This is a genomic window from Litchfieldia sinesaloumensis, assembly GCF_900156865.1.
GTDB lineage: Bacteria > Bacillota > Bacilli > Bacillales > Bacillaceae_L > Ferdinandcohnia > Ferdinandcohnia sinesaloumensis.
Genome location: NZ_LT732529.1, coordinates 459,666 through 480,744, shown reverse-complemented (window position 1 = coordinate 480,744; position 21,079 = coordinate 459,666). Strand labels below are relative to the sequence as shown.

Sequence of the window (21,079 nt, the reverse complement as noted above, 5' to 3'; positions counted from 1 at the left end):
TTTTATTTCAACTACTTCCCCCTAACTCTTCTCTTTATCTCTTTATCAAATATGCTATATACAATCGGAATAATGAATAGCGTCAAAAGTGTACTACTAACCAATCCTCCGATAACGGTAATTCCCATCGGTTGATTGATTTCGGAGCCTTCACCGAGCCCAAAGGCCAGTGGCAAGAGCCCTAAGATCGTCGTAGAGGCTGTCATCATAACCGGTCGAGTCCTATCTTTGACTGCTATTACGATCGCCTCTTGTGATGGCATTCCTTCTTCTTTTTTCTTATTAATATAATCCACAATCACAATTGCATTGTTGACCACGATACCGGCCAATACGATGATTCCAATAATAGCCGTAATGCCAATTGGAGTATTAGTTACATAAAGGCCAATCGCAACACCAATTACCATTAACGGCACCGTGAACATAATCACAAATGGATATTTTAATGATTCGAATTGTGCTGCCATCACGAAATAAATTAACGTGAGTGCGAGTACAAACGCTAGTATCATCTGGTCCATAGAAGAGTCTAACAGTTCCTTATCACCGCTATACACTAGGTCTGTTTCGTCAGATAGCCCTAGTCCCGCCACCGTATCATCTACCTGTTTGGAAATTGAACCGAGGTTAGTAGACGATACGTATTTTACTGTGAATTGTACCGCGTGCTGCTGATCTATTCTACGGATCGTTAAAGGACCTTCACCAATTTCAATTTCTGCTACTTCATCTAAAGTAACAAAGTTATTTGTTTGTGTTTTTAAAAGGAGGGCTCTCAACCCCTCAATATTATTAGTGAAATCTCGATCATAGCTAACATTTACAGCGTATATTTGATTTTTCCCGTCTGTTAACTGTAGGGATCGCGTTCCCCTTGTTACCTCATTGACTGTTGTCGCAATTTGAACAGGTGCAAGACCTTCCTCAAATGCTTTTTCTTTATCTACCTTAATCTGAAGTTCCTCTACTGTATTAGATACATCAGTTGAAACTTCTGTTACATCCTTCAGATCAGAAAGTGCATCCGAAATCTTTGCCACTGAGTCCTCGAGACGACTCTTTTCAGTATCCTTCACATGGAACTGCAAGGTATTTGGCGTTGCACCTGATGAAGACTGAAGACTAAATCTAACGGTAGCATCCGGATGATGCTTAGTAACTGAAGCCTCTATTTTGCTTTTCATATCATCTACAAATTCAAATGTTGTGCGCTCTCTGTCCTCGAAATCAATCATCTTGACGTATATCTCTGCTTCGTTGGAACTTCCTCCCCCTCTAAAACTTTTCTCCTGGGTAGTGCCGATCAAGCTAACATATACATCAACATCTGTCTCATCTTCTAGTCGCTTTTCAATTTCTGCAATTGTCTTTTGTGTTTCCTCTAGTGAGGTACCATTTTCAAGCTTCAGATTTATTGTAAAAAAACCTTCATCACTCTTAGGGATAAATTCTGTACCGACTGAATATAAACCGAACATACTTGCTCCGAACACCACTATGGTAAGCAAGAGAACAATGAACCGATGACCTAAAGACCATCTTGTCATTTTTTCTAAAGTGCGCATCCCTTTTGATGCCTGTCTTATTCCTTCAACATCCTCATTCGGACTTTTTAAGAATCGACTGGCTAGCATAGGTACAACTGTCAATGCTACAACTAAGGATGCAAACAAACTAAAGGCAATGGTTACAGCAAATTCTGTAAAAAGTTCACCAATTAATCCGGTAATAAAAACAACAGGTAAGAAAACTGCAACCGTAGTCAAGGTCGATGCAATAATCGCTGTTCCAATTTCCTTTGTACCATCCGCTGCAGCTTGCTTAGGGTCTTTCCCCATGGATAAATGTCTGTAAATATTTTCGATAACGACGATTGAATTATCTACCAGCATTCCTATACCAAGGGCTAGCCCACCTAGCGTAAGTATGTTTAACGAGAAATCCGAAAAATACATGAGCACAAATGTAACTATAACGGAATAAGGTATTGCTATTCCAATGATGAGCGGACTCTTTACACTTCGAAGGAAGAAAAAAAGTACAATCATTGCAAATAGACCACCAAGTATTAGTGTATTCGTTATGTTTCCAATCGCTAGTTTGACATAGTCCCCTTGATCAAATAAAACATCTGCTTGGACATTTTTATATTTCTCTTGAGAAAGTTTTTCTTCTAATTCTTTATGAAATGCTGTCGATACCTGTGCTGTATTTGCGTCTGATTCTTGAAGGATACTAACTAACATCGCTGGTTCCATATTGGCGCGCGTTATTGTACTTTGTGATTCAGGTACAAGTTTAACTTCTGCTAGATCACCCAGTACCACTCTTTCACCTAATAGTGGGTCAATCGTTATTGAGAGTTCTTCTAAGTCTTCGACAGAATCCAATGTGCTAATGACTCTCGTGGTAAGATTCAATCCCTGTGATTCAATCGTATTGCCAGGAAGAGAAATTGAGTTTGCTCGCAATATATTTACAATATCAGCCTGTGTCAAAGCGTACTCTTCCAATTGTTCTTGGTCTAATTCAACTTTTATCTCTTCCGTAACAACACCAGACAGACTTACATTTGCCACACCTTCTACTTTATTAAGTTCCGTTGTTAAGCTTTCTGCGAGATCCTGTAGTCCCTTTTCATTACCTTCCATGCTTAGTGACAGTTGAATAATCGGAAATTGCGATGGATCAAATTTTAAGAAGCGCGGTGCTTCTGCATCTTCTGTGATTTGGGTTTGATTTATCCTGCTTAGAATTTCATTTTCAATATCATCAATTGAGGTTGTCCACGAGAACTGTAATAATACTAAGGCGGCGCCCTCCTGTGAAGTTGAAGACATAGTTTTTAAGCCTGGCAATGTTGACAAACTTTGTTCAAGTGGCCTTGTCACTTTTTCTGAAACTTCATTCGGACTTGCTCCGAAATAATTAGCTACAACTACACCAACAGGCGGATTGATATCAGGAATTAATTTTATGGGGATATTCATTAAAGAAACAAAACCTAATATAATCACTAATAACATGGTAACCAATGTAAATATAGGTCTTTTTATTGAAAATCTACTAATGTTCATAAAACAGTACCTCATTTCAGAAAAAATAGGACACAATTGACATTATACCCATTTTACCCCGCATTAACGGTTTCTCTTTTAGTAAAAAAAAACTGCACACTCTCCTTAGAGTGTACAGTTTCCAGTAAGCATTTCATTGGTTAAATATGACAAAATATTGAAAAGTTATTCTTTTAAATCTTCGATTGAATCGATATCCATGTACTCAGGTACGACTAAACCGATTTTTACACCTTCCATACTTGTACCAATCTTCTCGAATTGTCCATCAAATTTTTCAGCGTAGTCTGCATGTGTTACCGGAAGCCAACCAGCTAGGAAGGCATCAACACTTCCGTCTGCAACACCTGTCCACATTGGACCTGCTTCTACCTGTCTTTGTGTTACTTTATAGCCAAGGTCTTCAAGAACATTAGTAATTACACTTGTACTTGCAATTGTACTATCCCAAGCAACTAAAGCTATTGTTACCTCTTCTCCATTTCCTTCTTGAACTCCTTCAGTCCACTGAGCGACTTTATCTGAATTCGATTCAATCCATTTAGCAGCAGCTTCTTTTGGGTCTTCTCCGTCTTGGATATCAACCATAATTTCTTCCATATCTGCAGCTTCCCATTTAAATTGACTTAAAAGCTTGTGCACTCCTGGCAAGTCTTCGTTTAATCCCAGTCTACCAATACTGTGAATAAATTCTTCTCCACCATATACACCTTTTGGATCTTCAAGATATTTAAGATCAAAAGCAGAGAATTTCCAATGTGGAGTCCAGCCTGTAATGATGATTGGTTCTTCTTTGTCATAAGCCTTCTTAAGTGCTGCTGTCATTGCCGCACCAGAACCCTCAACTAATGTCCATTCCTCAAGACCATACTCATCAATAGCCGAAGCCGTTGCCTTCATGATGCCCGCACCTGGGTCAATTCCAATAATCTCATATTCTACACTTTCTCCTACAGAAGCAGTTGAAGAACTAGGTGTATTACCTGCCTCCTCAGAATCGCTACCACATGCAGCAAGTCCTAACGTTATTCCAATTGCTAATGATGCTTTTACTACTTTTTTAAACATTAAGCAGTTCCCCCTTGTTTATTTTTTCCTATATTTTGAGTAATCCGGTCTAAGATAATAGCAACTATAACTATCGCCAGACCAGCTTCAAAACCAGTTCCTGTTTGCAGCTGTGTAACTGCACGGTAAACATCTGCACCTAACCCTGGTGCACCAACCATTGAGGCAATAACAACCATTGATAAGGCCAGCATAATACTCTGGTTAATACCAGCCATAATCGTTGGCATAGCCAGCGGTATCTGAACTTTTATTAATCGTTGTTTTGTCGTTGACCCAAATGCCTCAGTTGCCTCAATTAAATCACTTGGTACTTGAGTAATCCCTAGAATCGTTAAACGAATTGTTGGTGGCATCGCGAAAATAACAGACGCTACAACACCAGGTACAACACCAATGTTGAAGAAGAAGATTGCCGGTAATAAGTAAACGAATGCCGGCATTGTTTGCATGAAATCCAGTATCGGGATCACAATATTACCCACTGTTTTATTTTGTGATGCCCATATCGCTAGAGGTATACCAAGAATGATGGATATCCCTACAGAAGTTAATACGAGCGCGATTGTTTCGAGCATATTGGCCCAGTAACCCAGATTATCGATTAAAAGCAAACCAATTAATGTAAAGAGGGCAATTTTCCAATTACAAATCTTCCAAGCTACTGCACCAATAATAATCGTTAATAGAATAGAAGGAATAAATCCTAATCCACCAACTATTCCCTCTACAAAACCTTCAAGTCCTGCTGCAACACCTTCAAATAAAAATTCAAAGTTTGATACTAACCAATCGATAAAACTGTCAATCCAGTCAGCCAATGGCAGCTTTGGCAATAATCCTTCCATTATAACGCCTCCTTTTCAACACTTGGAGGGAGTTGTTCAGTCCCAAAGTCATTGATATATGTGTCATTACCTGCTAATGCACCTATAACAGCACCTCGTATGACAATTCCCTTAAGGCGATTTTGTTCATCAACTACAGCAACAGGTATTGTTGCTTGTGATACATCATCGAATAAATCTACAAGTAGTGTGCTAGTTTCAACCGTCTTAAGATCCGTTTCCATAACTTCCATTAAAGCTAGATTTTGCTCGACTGCTCTCGAAGCATCTACTGCACTAACTGCGCCAACGAGCTTTTTCTGCTTATCTACCACATAAACAGTCGATAGACCGCTATCTTTCATAATCTTAAGTGCAAGTCTAGCACCCTTATCTACCTGTACAGTTTCCGCTCGTTTAACAATATGACCAGCTGTTAATACCTTGGACAAATCAACATCTTCCACAAATCGTTCTACATACTCATTTGAAGGATTCATAAGAATTTCTTCAGGTGTTCCGATTTGTACGATGTTACCATCCTTCATCAGCGCGATACGATCACCTATTCGTAACGCTTCGTCAAGGTCATGTGTTATGAAGATTATCGTTTTTTCCATTGTTCCTTGTAGTTCAATCAATTCATCCTGCATATCCTTACGTATTAATGGGTCCAGAGCACTGAACGCTTCGTCCATTAATAAAATATCAGGGTCATTAGCGAGTGCTCTTGCAAGACCGACACGTTGCTGCATTCCACCACTTAGTTGGTCTGGATACTGATGTTCATACCCTTCTAATCCAACTAGCTTTAGCGATTCAAGTGCTTTCTTAGAACGGTCTTCCTTTGCTACACCTTGAATCTCCAAACCGTACTCTGCATTTTGAAGAACCGTCTTATGCGGGAATAAAGCAAATCGTTGAAAGACCATGCTCATCTTTTTTCTACGTACCTCACGGATTTCTTCCTTACTCATAGATACAACCTCTTTACCGTCAATCATAATTTGACCAGCTGTTGGCTCTATTAATCTATTAAGAAGACGTACCAATGTAGATTTACCACTCCCAGATAGGCCCATAATGACAAAAATCTCACCTGGATATACTTCAAAGCTTGCTTGGTTGACACCAACTGTTGCTCCGGTCTTTTTTAGAATATCTTGTTTCGTTTTCCCTTCCTTTAATAATTGAATTGCTTTCTTATACTGGCGTCCAAATATTTTCGTTACATTGGACACCTTAATTTTTACTTGTTTTTCACTATCCATTCTTTCACCTCAATATGTATTGCTAAAACTATACATTTAAACAATCCACTTTTTTTATTCTTCACAATACCAAATAGCTTGAAATAAGCATTTAGTAACATTGACCATTTAATTGTAGTAATGATTTCCAAAATACTCAAAGCGGAGAAAACCGTAAATACCTCCGTAAAGTTTGTAAAGTAAAAACTGTACGTACTATACATACTTGATACTTAGAATTCCTCCAATATCCTCCATATTACAATTACCTGCTCCACTTTACATTCTTTGTTCAAATGAGTAGGCTATATATATCAAACACTTTTGATGTAGGATGTGAATCTATTTGCAAGGCGTAGACAAGCTAGAAAAAGCAAGAGAACGTGTAATTGATGCAATTTCTCAAAATATGAATTTATATGGAGTAACTCCTTCAGTCGGTAGACTCTGGGGTCTAATGTATTTTCATGACGAGCCAATGACACTGGATGAAATGAAACAAGAACTGGGTATGAGTAAAACCAGTATGAGTACATCCGTGCGAAACTTAATGGATTTAAAAATGGTCGATAAGGTGTGGAAAAAAGGAATTCGAAAAGATCTTTATGAGGTAGAAGAAGATTGGTATCAAACCTTTATTGATTTTTTTACGATAAAATGGAGAAATGGTATTTCCATGAATGTAAGTGCCATTCAAAAATCATTAACTGATTTGCAGGAGCTTTTAAAAGAAGAGCAAATAAGCGAAGAGATTAAAGAAGAGGCTAAGGGCGATATTATAAAACTTAATAGTGCGTTAGAATATTATTTCTGGCTTGACCGTTTAGTCGATAGCTTTGAGTCACATGATATCTTTACATATGTTCCGAAAAAGTAACGTTTATGAACGTTGCTTTTTTTATATGTAAAATAGATTACGTTTCACTCTTACACATCATCAAATTTGTTCAACCCACATAGTCTACATTATGGGGGTGAAAACATGCCATTTTGGGGATGGATGTTAATTTTTATTGGAGGCATTCTTTTCGTTGGTTTCGTTGCAGACCATCTATCAAAAAAGAAACGCACTACTAACTCCCGCAAAATTCAAAGCCAAGTTGATGAGGTAAAGCAGAACAATCAAAACAATTATCATCACTTTTTATAAGCGATACAAAAGAAAAGCAGCCCAGTCTGATCTGGGCTGCTTACTTGGTTATACTTGAACTTCTACAGAATCCGGATAATCATTGTCTACCCCTGCAACACCTTCAGTTAATTGATAACCAGCAATTGTTACAAGGCCAAGCATTAGGATTAACATAAACTTCTTCATAGTACCAGCTCCTTTTCATTCATTTTTTATTGATTTAGATGACTATGTTTTTTCAAAGACGAAACAGCCTTTGAAAAATAATAGCTTGCTAACTTATATTTATGATTTTCTTGATAGATTTTCCCAAGTTCTTCTGCATAGTAAGCAACTTGGAGATGATGTTCATTACCTTCAAAATAAGGCAATGCGTCTTTTTCAATAAACCTTTGTAAATCTTCAAGCTTATTAAGCAAATAATCATAATAAGTAAAATGAATTCTAAATTCTGGATACCCTTGATGGTTTTCGACTAAAGCTAGACCAGTTTCCAGCCATTTTTGACATTTCTTATACTCTCCACTTTTATAATATTCATCAATTAGTCCGTGAATAGAGCGTAAACGACCGATTACCATATCATCTGCTTTATGTTTTAAACTATTTAAAAAGTGCTCGATGGCTTCTTCCGATTTGCCGATTTTCGAATATAAAACACCTTGGTTATGGAATATTAAACCTAATAAGGATGAATCGTTAATTCCTTCGGCTACCTTTGTTGCTAGTAAATAATTCTCTTCTGCCATCTGAAACTCATCAATTTTTTCATAACAAATACCCAAAAGTATTTGACATTCGGCACTCCTTTTCAAATCATAGAGAGATTGATAGATAGCAAGTGCCTTCTGGATATTTACGATACTTAAGGCTAGTTTCCCCATTCGGTTATTATTTAGCCCGATATAATAGTATAAATCTGCTGTTTCCCAACTTTCAAAATGTACACTACTTGTTAAAATTCCCTCTGCAGCCTTAAAATGTTCCATTGCAACAGAGAATTGGCTTTTTAAGTAATAAAATTGGCCAACAAATTTCTCATAAAAATAGTTCATACGAACTTCAAATATATCTCTGTATAAATCAATCTTCTTAATTTGATCTTCAGCTTTATCTAATTGATTTGTAAAGATAAAATGCCTTAATTCAAATAATACAAAGAAAATGGCAACCCTAGAATCATTTGTGTTCTTACACTCATAGGACTCATAAAATTCAAGAACTGGCTCTCTCTTTCGAGCAACCATAAGGTGGTACCAATCATGAAGTTCTTTTAATTGTGTGTATTCTTCACTTTCAATCAGTTTAATTCCTAATCGTTCACATAATAATTCTAAAACCTCAATACTTGCTGAAGTTTGGTTATTTTCAATCTTTGAAAGATAAGAAATTGAGATAATTTCTTGTGCTAGTTCTTCCTGCGTCATATTATTTTGAATTCGAAAGAATCGTATTCTGCTTCCTATCTCCATATTTTATGCCTGCCCTCTCACTGACTGGTTATATACTCATTTCGAGAAATTATTGGAAATCCCTTTTTTTATCTTTAGGTAAAAAGACTCATTTTTTGCATTTTCATATAACCAACCCATTACGATTCTATGCTTTTCCGAATCTACATATGTAAAATCACGAACAAATAAACAAATAGTACTATAGATAAATGCGACAACAGTCTCTTTTTGGTAATGAAAAAACGGCCCCTTATAGGACCGCGCTGTTATTTCTTTTTGACTCTTGCTAACTCAGTAGTACCCGCCGTTGCTTCTTTATTTCCAAGCTGTTCAAACGATTCCACATCATCAAAATTAGTGATAACGATCGGGGTAATTGTACTTGCCGCCTTCTCTTTAACTAAATCCATGTCAAAGGTTACTAATTGCGTACCAACCTCTACTTTATCCCCTTCTTTAACATGAGCAGTGAAACCCTCACCTTTCATATTTACTGTCTCAAGCCCAATATGTATGAGGAGCTCTAAACCTATTTCAGTTTTGATTCCTACTGCATGCTTTGTCGGAAATACTTGAATAATTTCACCTTTTACTGGCGATACAATTTTACCTTCGGTTGGGTCAATAGCAAGTCCATCCCCCATCATTTTTTGCGAAAACACTGGGTCTGGAACTTCTTCTAATGGAAGTACTTTACCAGTTGCAGGAGCAACTAATACTTCCTCTATTTTTTTGTCTTTGCTGCCAAATAACTTTTTAAACATAATAAGCCTCCAAATTAAGATATATTTAGTTTTATCATACCCATTACAAGAAAAAAAGAAATATGAATTATTTAATTTATATCTGTATATTTAAAAAATTTTTTATGATAATACACTTGTGAAAATAGAAGGAATATCAGTGATAATGTCGAATTTTAAAAAAGAAAATAGTCGTAAAATTTAGATTTAAGGGAAGTGCTGAAACCTTGCAGGATCATATCGGCCATGTACTATATCATGTTCTCATCGTCATTTTTCCTATTCTACTTTATTATTTACTTGTGATTCAAAACAATTTTAACTCGCAAAAATTTCTTGCTGTTAAATTATTTGGAATGATGGTGCTAATCCTTGTTTTAACCCTGTCTTTTCCGGTCACTTATGCAAATGGTTTTAGTTTTGATTTCAGGATTATCCCAATTTTTCTTTCCTTTCTTTATGTTGGTTTTTTGCCGGGTATCGGCATAATTTTTATTATGTTGATTTATCTTCAATTACTGGGTGAATCTAATGTTTTTACATTGTTTATGAACTACGCAATAATAGCTATTCTTTTTTATTTTCTATTGAAAAAATACTGTTCCCTTCTCTTATATAGCAAATTAATGGTTTTAACTGCTTTATACAGTATGATTGTGTTAACAAGAGCTATCACATTAATGAAGAATAATTTACATGAGCAGATCCTCGTTATGTTAATTTTTTCATTCATTACGTGGGTTACACTCCTATTAGTGATTCTAATATTTGAAAACTTAAATCAGCAAATCCTACTACAGCAGGAACTTAGACGTTCGGAAAAATTAAATGTTATTAGTCAACTTGCTGCTTCTGTTGCACATGAGGTTCGTAATCCATTAACAACGGTAAATGGATTTATCCAACTAATTGGTCGTGACGACAATATAACGGATAAGCAACGTAATTATCTCGAAATTTCACTTTTAGAATTAAACCGTGCTCAATCAATAATTAATGATTATTTATCTTTAGCAAAGCCTAATAATACGAGTAGTCAATTGGTTAACATAAGTGAAGAACTTGCAAAAACAATAGAGTTAATGACATCTTATACAAATATTCAAAATGTTGCGGTGCAATCCTCAATTGAAGAATCCCTTTTTATTAATGGGAATAAAGACGAAATCAAGCAAGTTTTAATAAATATCATTAAAAACGGAATCGAAGCAATGGGTAATGATGGAGTATTACAAATCAACGCCCTCTCAAAAGACCAAGAGATAGTTGTAAAAATTACCGATAACGGACCAGGTATGACAAAAGAACAGATTGCGAAAATTGGTACACCCTTTTATTCTACGAAGGATAAAGGAACTGGTATTGGACTAACGATTTGTTTTCAAATTATTAATCAATTAAAAGGTACAATTGATGTAGAAAGTGTGGTTGGTAAGGGCACCTCCTTTATCATTAAACTACCCATCTATCATCCCCCTTCTACTTAATAAATATAGGCAGGTGAATTTTGCCGTGTGTGGAAGATTTACATTATCCGCAGAGTTTGATGAAATACTTAACCGTTTTGATATTGAAGCAGCTATAGAACAAGATTTGTACACCGCAAGCTTTAATATAGCCCCTTCTCATTCTGTCCTTTCAGTAATCAATGACGGCAAACGGAATCGTTTGGGATACTTACGTTGGGGCTTTGTTCCATCGTGGGCAAAGGATGAAAAAATTGGATATAAAATGATAAATGCTCGTGCCGAAACGCTAGCCGAAAAACCTAGCTTCCGGCAGGCTTTTAAGCAAAGACGCTGTCTTGTTATAGCGGATAGCTTTTATGAATGGAAAAAGGATGCAAACAACTTAAAGACACCAATGAGGATAAAATTAAAATCCGAGGAACTTTTCGCTATGGCAGGCATATGGGAACGTTGGAATTCTCCTGATGGGAAAACATTATTTTCGTGTTCGATTATTACGACAACCCCCAATGAGCTCATGAAGGATATTCATAATCGAATGCCAGTTATTCTAAAAAAAGAAGATGAAAAAACATGGCTTGACCCATCATTGGACGATGTATCTGTAGTGTCTCACTTACTCAAACCATTGCATGCGGACGCCATGGAGGCTTATGAGGTTTCATCACTAGTTAACTCTCCTCGGAACAACTCACCAAATTTAATACAAAGAATATGTTAAACGAATAACGACTAATTTCTTACCGGAAATCAGTCGTTTTTATCATTTATTGGATTAAATCTTTTGGTTAATTTATGGTAGATTGGTAATGTTTTCATTGTAAAGACAATACGAGAAAAACATACATTCCTATGATAAAATAAAGCCAATATTCGTGTTACAAATAAATATTCTAGTTAAAAACGAACAAAATTACTATTTCACTAAACTATTTTAACTTTAAAATTTATTCACAATTTACAATTTTCGTGTTAAACTTACAAAAATATATAAGTATCAAACATTATAAGACATCTAGATGAGGAGGAAAAAGGATGAAAAATCTGTTTCACAAATGGAATCAAATTAGTTTAGTAAAAAGAATCCTAGTTGGGATTATAGCTGGTATACTATTGGCTTTACTAGTTCCAGATGGAGCCAAATGGGTATCTATTTTCGGTTCTTTGTTTGTTGGAGCTTTAAAAGCAGTTGCCCCCGTATTGGTCTTATTCTTAGTTATTGACGCAATTTCTAAACAACGAAGTGGTGCTAAAACAAATATTAAGTCCATCATTGGTTTATATGCGATTAGTACCTTCTTAGCAGGATTTGTTGCTGTTGTAGCAAGCTTTGTCTTTCCAGTTAAGTTATCACTTGTAACTGGGGCAGAAGACCTTACACCACCAAGTGGTATTTTAGAAGTACTTCAAACATTGTTATTTAATATAGTGGACAACCCTATTAATGCTCTCATAAATGCTAACTACATCGGAATTCTCGCTTGGGCCATTGTACTTGGAATTGCATTAAAAAGTGCAAATGACACAACAAAAACTTTACTTTCTAATGTATCTGATGCAATCACGACCGTTGTAAAATGGATAATTAGCCTTGCTCCACTCGGTATCATGGGACTTGTCTTCGATGCCTTTGTTACAAACGGGCTTTCATCGCTTATGGAATATGGAAAAATCCTAGCCCTACTACTTGGGTGTCTCTTCTTTATCGCGCTGGTTGTAAACCCGTTAATTGTTTATGTATACATTCGTCAAAATCCTTATCCACTTGTATTCAGATGTATAAGAGAAAGCGGAATGACTGCGTTCTTTACACGTAGCTCTGCTGCAAACATTCCTGTAAACATGAATCTTTGTGAAAAACTTGGATTAAATAAAGATACGTATTCAGTGTCTATCCCGCTAGGTGGTACGATTAACATGGGCGGAGCTGCAGTCACTATCTCAGTACTGACTCTTGCAGCCGTTCATACACTTGGAATTGAGGTAGATTTTGGAACAGCTCTAATTTTAAGCGTACTTTCAGCAGTGTCAGCAGCAGGGGCTTCAGGGGTTGCTGGTGGATCACTCTTACTTATTCCACTTGCGTCGAGTTTATTTGGAATTCCAAACGATGTTGCCATGCAAGTCGTCGCTGTAGGCTTCATCATTGGTGTCCTACAAGATTCTTGCGAAACAGCCCTTAACTCTTCATCAGACGTACTATTCACAGCTACAGCTGAATACGCGAAAAAGCGAAAAGAAAAGAAGAATGTTGTGATTAAATCCGCTTAATTATATGTAAGATAGTACCACCCGCATAAGTTGTGCGGGTGGTTTTTAAGAAAGTATTAGAATGTAATAAAAAAAACCCTTAATAATAGAAAATTATCAAGGGTTTCTTGTTAGTGATTCCGATTGGGTTCGAACCAACGACCTCTACCCTGTCAAGGTAGCGCTCTCCCAGCTGAGCTACGGAATCAAAGTATTAGAATACTTCATAATATACATGCGTTTAGTTAATTTGTCAATTGTATTCTATTAATTATCATGAGAGAATAGGTTACTTATTAAATATATAGGTTTAATAAAACGTCATACTATTTACAACATAAGAATTGTGAGAAAATATGTTATAATTGACATAAATACATATTATAAGCTATAAATATTATATCAAGGCAAAGTACAATTTAATATACGCTGAATTCCCATTTTGGGAAACGGGGGAACCATATTCGTGCAAAAGGAAGTGCACACGGGGTGAATCCTTTTTTATAAAAAGGTAGGAAAATACTCTTCATCCGAATCCGACAGCTAACCTCGTAAGCATCTGGAGAGAGCATAGTTGCGTAATTTTTACACCTAAGCCACGGGCAGACTCTCGTGGTTTTTTGCGTCTCCTAAAGTATGCTTTTCATCGAAATACCACTACCCTTTTGCTGCCACTATACACATTCAACTACATCTTTGAGGAGGTTATTTATGTCATTAACCAAAAAGATTTTATTAGGTTTAGGTTTAGGTGCCATTGTCGGTCTTATATTAAATCTCACATCACCAACAATTTTTGAGTATGCAAATAACTGGGTTTTTGTTCCACTTGGACAGATTTTCCTAGGTTTAATTAAAATGCTCGTTGTTCCAATTGTCTTAGTTTCTATTACTCTAGGAGTTGCGGGTCTTGGAGATCCAAAAAAACTCGGTAGAATTGGGGCTAAAACGATTACTTATTTCATTGCAACAACAACGATTGCCATTACGATTGCAATCGCTCTTGCTTCTATATTTAAGCCTGGCTCCGGTGGAGGGTTTAATACAGAAGGGGCAACTTATGAAGGTGCCACTTCAGCACCTCCCTTCATGGAAACGTTAATTGGGATTATCCCAACAAACCCTTTCACCGCTATGAATGATGCAAATATGCTTCAAATTATCGCATTTTCGATATTTATCGGATTAGCTTTAACTGTGTTAGGCGAGAAAACAAAGGGTATTTTAAATTTATTTGAACAAGCAAATGAAATATTAATGTATCTTGTTCATCTTGTTATGAGAACTGCTCCGTATGGTACGTTTGGCTTAATTGCAACTGCCATTGGAGGCCAAGGTTATGCTGCAATTAAAGCAATGATTGGCTATTTCTTAATCGTACTTGCTGCCCTACTCATTCACGCTGTTATCACATATGGTGGAACTGTAGCCTTATTAGCAAAACGCAACCCAATTGAGTTTGTTAAAGGCTTTGCTCCGGCGATGACGGTTGCTTTTAGCTCATCAAGTAGTAGCGCCACACTACCAATTTCAATGGAAATGGCTCAAAACAATCTAAAGGTTCCTAAATCAATCAGTAGTTTTGTTCAACCATTGGGGGCCACAATCAACATGGACGGAACTGCTATTATGCAAGGTGTTGCCACAATTTTCATTGCACAAGTATACGGTTATGATCTTACTTTTTCTCAAATTCTAATAGTTATCTTAACTGCTGTACTCGCAAGTATTGGAACAGCTGGTGTGCCAGGGGTCGGACTTATTATGCTTGCAATGGTTCTTCAATCGGTTGGTTTACCTCCAGAAGGAATTGGATTAATCATCGGTATTGACCGCTTACTTGATATGACACGTACAGCCATCAATATTACAGGTGATGCTGCGTGTGCAGTCTATGTTGCAGAATCAGAAAAAAAGCACATGGATGAAGCTACCGTATAATTTTTCAAGAATTTGCGACAGGGACTATTTCCTGTCGCTTTCCTTTTTTTCAGGCGTTATAATAAAGAAGTAAGTTTGATTTTGATTGAGTGTTTGGAGGATAAAATATGACGGTTAATAAAGGTACAGTTAGGGAAATGACTATACATAGTAAGATCTTAAATGAGGAACTTGAGCTTATCGTTTATCTACCAGCAACCTTCTCCCCTCTTTATAAATACAATGTACTAATCGCTCAAGACGGACGTGACTATTTTAATCTTGGCAGAGTCGCGCGGGTTGCAGACTCGTTATTGGAGTCAAAGGAGATAGCCAACACTATTATAGTTGGCGTACCGTATAAAAGTGTTGCAGACCGCCGTAGGAAATATCACCCTGAGGGTGAGCAATTCCCATTATATAAACGATTTTTAGGGGAAGAACTTGTACCATTTTTAGATCAAGAATTTCCAACCTACCAAATGGGGCAAGGCCGTGCATTAATTGGGGATTCATTAGCGGCAACCATTTCCCTTCTAACAGCACTCGAATATCCTCATACATTTGGGAAGGTAATCATGCAATCACCTCTTGTCAATAATCATGTTCTTCGCCAAGTAGAAAAGTTTGAAGAACCACATCTTCTTGACTTGTATCATGTGATTGGAACAGGTGAGACTGAAGTAAAAACAACGAAAGGTGAGGTGGAGGATTTTCTAACACCAAACCGAGAATTACATAAAATTATTTCGAACAAGGGCTATCCTTATTTTTATGAAGAATTTAATGGTAATCATACATGGACGCATTGGCAGCCTGACTTACCAAGAGCACTGTCAAAAATGTTGAAATGACACAGTTTTTGTGTTCTATCATTTTTAGTTATTTGTTATAATGATGTAAAACAAATCCAAGTACTTCCAAGTTTGATTGATTAATCATGAGGAGGGTAACAAAAATGAAATATGGTATAGTGATTTTCCCATCCAAAGTACTTCAAGATACAGCAAATTCGTATCGTAAACGGTATGATCCGCATTATGCATTGATTCCACCACATATTACAGTTAAGAATGCATTTGACGCATCCGATGATGAAATTAATGAAATTACTAAAGAACTGGATTCAATTACAAAACAGGCAGAACCATTTACACTTAAGATATTAAAAGTTAGCTCATTCTCTCCTGTGAATAATGTTATTTATTTAAAAGTAGACCCTGTTGAAGAACTACAAAACTTACATAATGCACTCCACTCTGGGTATTTTGCAGGAGAACCTGAATATGCGTTTGTCCCACACATTACCATTGGCCAAAAGTTATCAAGTGATGAACATTCAGATGTATATGGCCAATTACGTATGCTAAACATTAACCATGAGGAACAAATTGACCGCATCCATCTTCTTTATCAACTAGAAAATGGATCTTGGACTGTATATGAAACATTTCGATTAGGAAAGGAAAAGTAAACACAACATGGAACCTAGAATCGTAACAAACAACAAAGAAAAAGACGATGCATTTACAATAAGAAAAGTTGTATTTGTTGATGAACAAAATGTCCCTCTAGAGGAAGAAATCGATCAATTTGAGGATGAGTCTACACATATTGTCCTCTATGATAACAATGAACCTGTTGGAGCCGGACGTTTCCGTGTACTAGATGGTTACGGCAAAGTAGAGCGTATCTGTGTACTTGCTTCACATCGTAAAAAAGGTGCAGGAAATGTGATTATGCATAAAATGGAGGATATTGCAAAAGAGCGAGGTATTTCAAAATTAAAGCTCAATGCACAAACTCAAGCAGAAAACTTTTATAAAAAATTGGGATATGAAACTGTATCTGGCATTTTCATGGATGCTGGTATACCTCATGTCACGATGATAAAAGAAGTATAAGCACGAAAGGATGTCAAATGACATCCTTTTTTACATTGACCGCGTTTATCCTATTTGGGGTGATTATTGGATAAAAAAGGACAATCCTGCTCATTCTACCATAGAGGGGTGAGCTTAATGGAATACTTTAGGATTACACTTGATTTAGGGGTTGGGCTTTTAGGGTTATTGGTACTTACTAAAATACTAGGAAAAACACAAATAACCCAAATTACGGCTTTTGATTTTATCTCCGCCTTAGTACTCGGTGAACTAGTTGGAAATGCTGTATTTGACCAAAAGATAGGGATCTCCCACATTCTATTTGCCATCGTTATTTGGGGAGGCCTGATTTATGTGATAGAAGTGATTACACAAAAGATTCGCAGGACGAGACCATTTCTTGAGGGGAAGCCTACGATTATAATACATAAAGGAAAAATTATAAAAGAGCATTTAAAGAAAAACAAATTGGATATTAACCAACTTCAGCATCTCCTCCGTTCGAAGGGTGTTTTTTCGATTAGAGAAGCTGAGTATGCCATCCTGGAAACAGACGGTTCGATTAGTGTCCTCAAAAAATCACCTTATGATCCACCTACTCGAAGTGACTACAAGATGGCGGAACAGAAGGTTAGACTTCCGATAACATTAGTAAGTGATGGTGTCTTAATTGAAGAAAACCTGAGGGAAAGTGGATTTTCTGAAGCTTGGCTACAATCAGAATTGAAGAATCAAGGTGTAACCACATACAAGGATTTACTTTTTGCAGAATGGCTTGAAGAGGAAGGCTTGTACATTCAAGAATACTAACCTTCCCTTTTATTAAATGCGCTCATTGTATAGTAATCCTTTTCCAGTATATTGTGCACGAACTGCTTCAACATATTGGCTTGGTTTTTTCATTGTTGATTTTTGTTCGGTATGCTGTTGGTCATAATTACGCTGATTATAGGTCAATGAAGCTGGGTTAATTTGATGAAGCCTTAAATAATTCGTTTTATAAGGCGTTGTTCGATGTACATATTGAGTGTATTGTTCATTATTGATTGGTAAAATATAGCCCATATACTCGCCCTCCAACTCGATTTATTTTTTTATATGTATGTTTTTTTGTTTTTATTACTGATAGAATTCGAATGCTTCCCGATGATTATAAGGGTCATCTAGAAAAAGGCCTGACAATTTCGCCAGACCCCTTGCCTTATTTTTTATTTATCATTTTTGAAATAGTGCCGAAGTCCAATTTTTCGTCTCCACTTACAATGCTTTTTACAATTTTGTCTTCAAGCTGTTTGTTTACTGGCTTATTTGCAATTTGAGAAACCCTTCTAATTACTGAACGAACTGTTTTCTCATCCTTAAAATTAGCATTTTGCAAAGAGTTTGCTAACTGGAATACATCCTGCATATTCACGCCTGTTTTCTTTTCAATATTCTTAAAAAAGTTATTATCCATTTCGAAGCCTCCTTACATTGTGGTATATCTTATGAACCCAACCAACAAGTGGTGCGACGAATCGCTGAAAAATTGTATCCTTCATTTCATGTGATAAATGGAGAAAGTACGAGCCGATCGACTCGTACTTCTACTGGAAAAATTATTTAATTAGTTGTAGAAAGAAGCACCTACAATAATTAATAGGATGAACAATACGACGATTAAAACAAAAGTTGAACCGCCGCCGTATCCGCCACCGCCATAACCATAGCCGCAACCACCGAATCCGTAGCCCATATTTCGCACCTCCTCTTTAAAAGAGTACATTATAAAATATGTTTGGAGGCTTGTTTTGGTGAGGACAGGAACACAGGGCAAGTGCGGAAATTCAGAATCCGCGTTAACTCTCCAAGTTCTTATCCAATTCATTCTGTTGTTTTGCAAACCACCGATCTAGTTTCTCCATTCTTGCTTCAAGCTCTTTTTCGAACTTCCCTGCTTCTATTGCCAGTTGGTTCAATCCCTTTTCGTTTTCAGCAGCCCATTTATCAAGTTTACCCTTCACTTCATTATGGTCCTTATAGTAGTCAGCAACAAAACGTTCTATCTCTTTTTCAAATTTACTCATCGCTACACCTCCGCTTGCTTTATAAAATGATAAAAACAGGCTGCATGAGCCTGTTTTTTAGGTGAAAATTACTTGATGGAGTTTTGCGCATTAATATACCCAGCACCATAAGTATTATAATTAATGCCTTTCCATTTAACTGCACCATATAATAAATTTCTTTAATATCATCCGGAGTAAATCATTGATTCTGATTCGGTTTCTTTTTATTATCAATCATTAATGCTACAATGCCTGCTAAGATTTTTGTCAAAGGCAAGCGCCATTTTTAAAAGAGAAGAAGGCTAGTTCAAATGAACAGCCTCCTACTTACTATTAAATCAATGTTGCAAATCCTTGAACAGTTGTAATTTCGCAAAGACTTAAAATCCATACACGACCTGGAGGTCCTTCTGCAGTATCAGTAACTCTCACTACACCTTGGCCAATATCTTCCGCAGAGCGGATAAAGACATTCTGGAGATTATTAAACTGACCAGTAGCTGTTGTATCAATATCTATGCTTTGACCAATAACTCTTGATAAAAATTCCCTCATGGATTCCTCACAACAATCTTCACAATCCTCTATATCACCTGGAAGTTCTAGACCATTTAAAATCGCAACTGTTGCTGCATCATTGGCTGTAATTCCGACAACATTACAAATTGGAAATGCCGCATTACGTCGAGTTGTTCCCATACCTGGGACTGTTCCAACTGCAACAAAACCATCTACTACAGCTTGTATAATAAAATTATTGTTACCCTGACCTGGACCTGTTTGATCAATAGTTCCTAGGTCAACTTCAACATCCGGGGTCCTAGCAGCTAATGCTTCTAGTACCTCTCTCATTCCTTCTGTACAACAGTCACATGTAGGACATTCACAAACTCCAGGTGGACCGGTTGGGCCGGTTGGGCCGGTTGGGCCGGTTGGGCCGGTTGGGCCGGTTGGGCCACGTTTACCTTTTGGACCTCTTGGTCCGCTAATACAACACTTCGAACATTCACATTCATCATTATGGAAATGAATCCCCGACAATTTTAATCACCTCAGTCTTTCAATTTTAATGTCTTGATATTGTATTTACTGAGTTTGAATAATGACTCAGCACATGTCCCTCTTAAATTTATTTTTAAGCTCTTGCTTCCAAAATTAAGTAAGATATAAATACTTATAGGAATTACATCTTTAAAATAATGAAGACATAGAGACAAAGTCCCTATGCCTTTTTTGTTAAACTTCTTCTTCATTGTCTAGTTGTACAATCGTCATTGCAGCACCATTGATTGCTGTACCAGCTACTTCAACTCGAATATGAACTGTGGATCCTCCGATATTTCTTAATTCAAGTATTCCCCCTGCAGGAATGGCAACAATTGCTTCTCCATTTACTTGTAATCTTGTTGTATTTCCTGCTGGATTATTTGCGAGTGTTACTCTAGTTCCAAATCTACTAGCTGGAATTGGGTCACCATTTACATATAATTGAAACACCCCAAAAACATCATTAGTGGCAGGTGTATTATTAAAAATAACACTGTAGTTAACAAGGTATACTCCTGCATTTACAACAGTTACTGAGGTTGCATTTCGTATAAAATCTGGTGTTCCATCAGTTTCTGAACACTCACCTTCTTCATCAAATGGAACTGGTGAACCAGTTGTTACATTAACAGTTAGCGGACCATCATAATAGACGTTACAATATCTTTCTTTACATTCACATACTCCTGTTGGACCTGTCGGGCCGGTTGGGCCTGTTGGGCCTGTCGGACCTGTTGGGCCGGTTGGACCTGTTGGGCCGGTTGGGCCTGTTGGGCCTGTCGGGCCTGTCGGACCTGTTGGGCCGGTTGGACCTGTTGGGCCTGTCGGACCTGTCGGGCCTGTCGGACCTGTTGGGCCGGTTGGACCTGTTGGGCCGGTTGGACCTGTTGGGCCTGTCGGACCTG

Annotated in this window: 22 protein-coding genes, 1 tRNA gene and 1 riboswitch; of the genes, 10 read left to right on the top strand and 13 right to left on the bottom strand. The window is 37.0% G+C overall.

Features of this window, described 5'->3' with window-relative positions; genetic code table 11:
• Nucleotides 1–11: 11 nt before the first annotated feature.
• The 4 genes from CZ490_RS02330 to proV form a co-directional block, all read right to left on the bottom strand.
• Nucleotides 12–3,080, bottom strand: a complete 3,069-nt coding sequence (locus tag CZ490_RS02330) for an efflux RND transporter permease subunit (protein WP_077617371.1) — start codon at nucleotides 3,078–3,080, stop codon at nucleotides 12–14.
• A gap of 165 nt (nucleotides 3,081–3,245) precedes the next feature.
• The gene (locus CZ490_RS02325) at nucleotides 3,246–4,148 is read right to left on the bottom strand and encodes a glycine betaine ABC transporter substrate-binding protein (RefSeq protein ID WP_077617370.1); all 903 of its coding nucleotides are present in this window, start codon (nucleotides 4,146–4,148) and stop codon (nucleotides 3,246–3,248) included.
• The gene (locus CZ490_RS02320) at nucleotides 4,148–4,996 is read right to left on the bottom strand and encodes an ABC transporter permease (protein ID WP_077617369.1); all 849 of its coding nucleotides are present in this window, start codon (nucleotides 4,994–4,996) and stop codon (nucleotides 4,148–4,150) included. Before CZ490_RS02320 ends, CZ490_RS02325 begins: the two co-directional genes overlap by 1 nt.
• Nucleotides 4,996–6,246 carry a glycine betaine/L-proline ABC transporter ATP-binding protein ProV gene (gene proV, locus CZ490_RS02315; protein ID WP_077617368.1) on the bottom strand — a complete coding sequence of 417 codons (1,251 nt, stop codon included), beginning with the start codon at nucleotides 6,244–6,246 and terminating at the stop codon, nucleotides 4,996–4,998. The genes CZ490_RS02320 and proV overlap by 1 nt, the downstream gene beginning before the upstream one ends.
• Before the next feature lie 325 nt (nucleotides 6,247–6,571).
• Here proV and cudC point away from each other — a divergent pair, with 325 nt between their 5' ends.
• Both cudC and CZ490_RS22125 read left to right on the top strand, forming a co-directional pair.
• A complete protein-coding gene (gene cudC, locus CZ490_RS02305) occupies nucleotides 6,572–7,102 on the top strand; it encodes a choline uptake/conversion transcriptional regulator CudC (RefSeq protein WP_077617366.1) in 531 nt (176 codons plus the stop codon).
• 105 nt (nucleotides 7,103–7,207) lie between these two features.
• Nucleotides 7,208–7,375 (top strand): ACS family MFS transporter, encoded by a 168-nt coding sequence (locus tag CZ490_RS22125; RefSeq protein WP_142255324.1) that lies wholly within the window; start codon nucleotides 7,208–7,210, stop codon nucleotides 7,373–7,375.
• A 194-nt stretch (nucleotides 7,376–7,569) separates the two neighbouring features.
• On the opposite strand, the gene CZ490_RS02300 is transcribed toward CZ490_RS22125, so the two are convergent.
• Together CZ490_RS02300 and CZ490_RS02295 are read right to left on the bottom strand one after the other, a co-directional pair.
• Nucleotides 7,570–8,829: a helix-turn-helix transcriptional regulator gene (locus tag CZ490_RS02300; protein WP_077617365.1), complete on the bottom strand. Its 1,260-nt coding sequence runs from the start codon at nucleotides 8,827–8,829 to the stop codon at nucleotides 7,570–7,572.
• A gap of 248 nt (nucleotides 8,830–9,077) precedes the next feature.
• Nucleotides 9,078–9,575, bottom strand: coding sequence for a PTS sugar transporter subunit IIA (locus tag CZ490_RS02295; protein ID WP_077617364.1), 498 nt, complete (start codon nucleotides 9,573–9,575; stop codon nucleotides 9,078–9,080).
• Nucleotides 9,576–9,781: 206 nt separating this feature from the next.
• Between CZ490_RS02295 and CZ490_RS02290 the strand changes: the two genes are divergently transcribed.
• From CZ490_RS02290 to sstT, 3 genes are all read left to right on the top strand, one after another.
• Nucleotides 9,782–11,041 carry an ATP-binding protein gene (locus tag CZ490_RS02290; RefSeq protein ID WP_200801538.1) on the top strand — a complete coding sequence of 420 codons (1,260 nt, stop codon included), beginning with the start codon at nucleotides 9,782–9,784 and terminating at the stop codon, nucleotides 11,039–11,041.
• A 25-nt stretch (nucleotides 11,042–11,066) separates the two neighbouring features.
• A complete protein-coding gene (locus CZ490_RS02285; RefSeq protein ID WP_077617363.1) occupies nucleotides 11,067–11,744 on the top strand; it encodes an SOS response-associated peptidase in 678 nt (225 codons plus the stop codon).
• A gap of 314 nt (nucleotides 11,745–12,058) precedes the next feature.
• On the top strand, nucleotides 12,059–13,294 hold the full coding sequence (gene sstT / locus CZ490_RS02280) for a serine/threonine transporter SstT (protein WP_077617362.1): 1,236 nt from the start codon (nucleotides 12,059–12,061) through the stop codon (nucleotides 13,292–13,294).
• Between the two features lie 114 nt (nucleotides 13,295–13,408).
• Here sstT and CZ490_RS02275 read toward each other — a convergent pair.
• A tRNA-Val gene (locus CZ490_RS02275) sits at nucleotides 13,409–13,481 on the bottom strand.
• A gap of 209 nt (nucleotides 13,482–13,690) precedes the next feature.
• Nucleotides 13,691–13,847, top strand: a riboswitch (cyclic di-AMP (ydaO/yuaA leader).
• A gap of 137 nt (nucleotides 13,848–13,984) precedes the next feature.
• Here CZ490_RS02275 and CZ490_RS02270 point away from each other — a divergent pair.
• The 5 genes from CZ490_RS02270 to CZ490_RS02250 all read left to right on the top strand — a co-directional run bounded on the left by CZ490_RS02270 (nucleotide 13,985) and on the right by CZ490_RS02250 (nucleotide 17,889).
• Nucleotides 13,985–15,214, top strand: coding sequence for a dicarboxylate/amino acid:cation symporter (locus CZ490_RS02270; protein WP_077617361.1), 1,230 nt, complete (start codon nucleotides 13,985–13,987; stop codon nucleotides 15,212–15,214).
• A 107-nt stretch (nucleotides 15,215–15,321) separates the two neighbouring features.
• Nucleotides 15,322–16,047, top strand: coding sequence for an alpha/beta hydrolase (locus CZ490_RS02265; protein ID WP_077617360.1), 726 nt, complete (start codon nucleotides 15,322–15,324; stop codon nucleotides 16,045–16,047).
• A 104-nt stretch (nucleotides 16,048–16,151) separates the two neighbouring features.
• Entirely contained in the window at nucleotides 16,152–16,667 is a 516-nt protein-coding gene (locus CZ490_RS02260) for a YjcG family protein (protein ID WP_077617359.1), read from the top strand.
• A gap of 7 nt (nucleotides 16,668–16,674) precedes the next feature.
• Nucleotides 16,675–17,097 (top strand): GNAT family N-acetyltransferase, encoded by a 423-nt coding sequence (locus CZ490_RS02255; RefSeq protein WP_077617358.1) that lies wholly within the window; start codon nucleotides 16,675–16,677, stop codon nucleotides 17,095–17,097.
• 117 nt (nucleotides 17,098–17,214) lie between these two features.
• Complete coding sequence (locus CZ490_RS02250) at nucleotides 17,215–17,889, top strand: DUF421 domain-containing protein (protein ID WP_077617357.1); 675 nt, start codon at nucleotides 17,215–17,217, stop codon at nucleotides 17,887–17,889.
• A gap of 12 nt (nucleotides 17,890–17,901) precedes the next feature.
• Here CZ490_RS02250 and CZ490_RS02245 read toward each other — a convergent pair whose 3' ends face one another.
• The 6 genes from CZ490_RS02245 to CZ490_RS22595 form a co-directional block, all read right to left on the bottom strand.
• The gene (locus CZ490_RS02245; RefSeq protein WP_077617356.1) at nucleotides 17,902–18,144 is read right to left on the bottom strand and encodes a hypothetical protein; all 243 of its coding nucleotides are present in this window, start codon (nucleotides 18,142–18,144) and stop codon (nucleotides 17,902–17,904) included.
• Nucleotides 18,145–18,280: 136 nt separating this feature from the next.
• Nucleotides 18,281–18,535, bottom strand: coding sequence for a sporulation-specific transcription regulator SpoVIF (gene spoVIF, locus CZ490_RS02240; protein ID WP_077617355.1), 255 nt, complete (start codon nucleotides 18,533–18,535; stop codon nucleotides 18,281–18,283).
• A gap of 150 nt (nucleotides 18,536–18,685) precedes the next feature.
• Nucleotides 18,686–18,814, bottom strand: a complete 129-nt coding sequence (locus CZ490_RS02235) for a YjcZ family sporulation protein (RefSeq protein ID WP_077617354.1) — start codon at nucleotides 18,812–18,814, stop codon at nucleotides 18,686–18,688.
• Nucleotides 18,815–18,917: 103 nt separating this feature from the next.
• On the bottom strand, nucleotides 18,918–19,145 hold the full coding sequence (locus CZ490_RS02230) for a hypothetical protein (protein ID WP_077617353.1): 228 nt from the start codon (nucleotides 19,143–19,145) through the stop codon (nucleotides 18,918–18,920).
• Between the two features lie 315 nt (nucleotides 19,146–19,460).
• Nucleotides 19,461–20,168 (bottom strand): hypothetical protein, encoded by a 708-nt coding sequence (locus CZ490_RS02225; protein ID WP_200801537.1) that lies wholly within the window; start codon nucleotides 20,166–20,168, stop codon nucleotides 19,461–19,463.
• A gap of 195 nt (nucleotides 20,169–20,363) precedes the next feature.
• On the bottom strand, nucleotides 20,364–21,079 hold a 716-nt coding region (locus tag CZ490_RS22595; RefSeq protein ID WP_234987155.1), incomplete at its 5' end, for a BclA C-terminal domain-containing protein.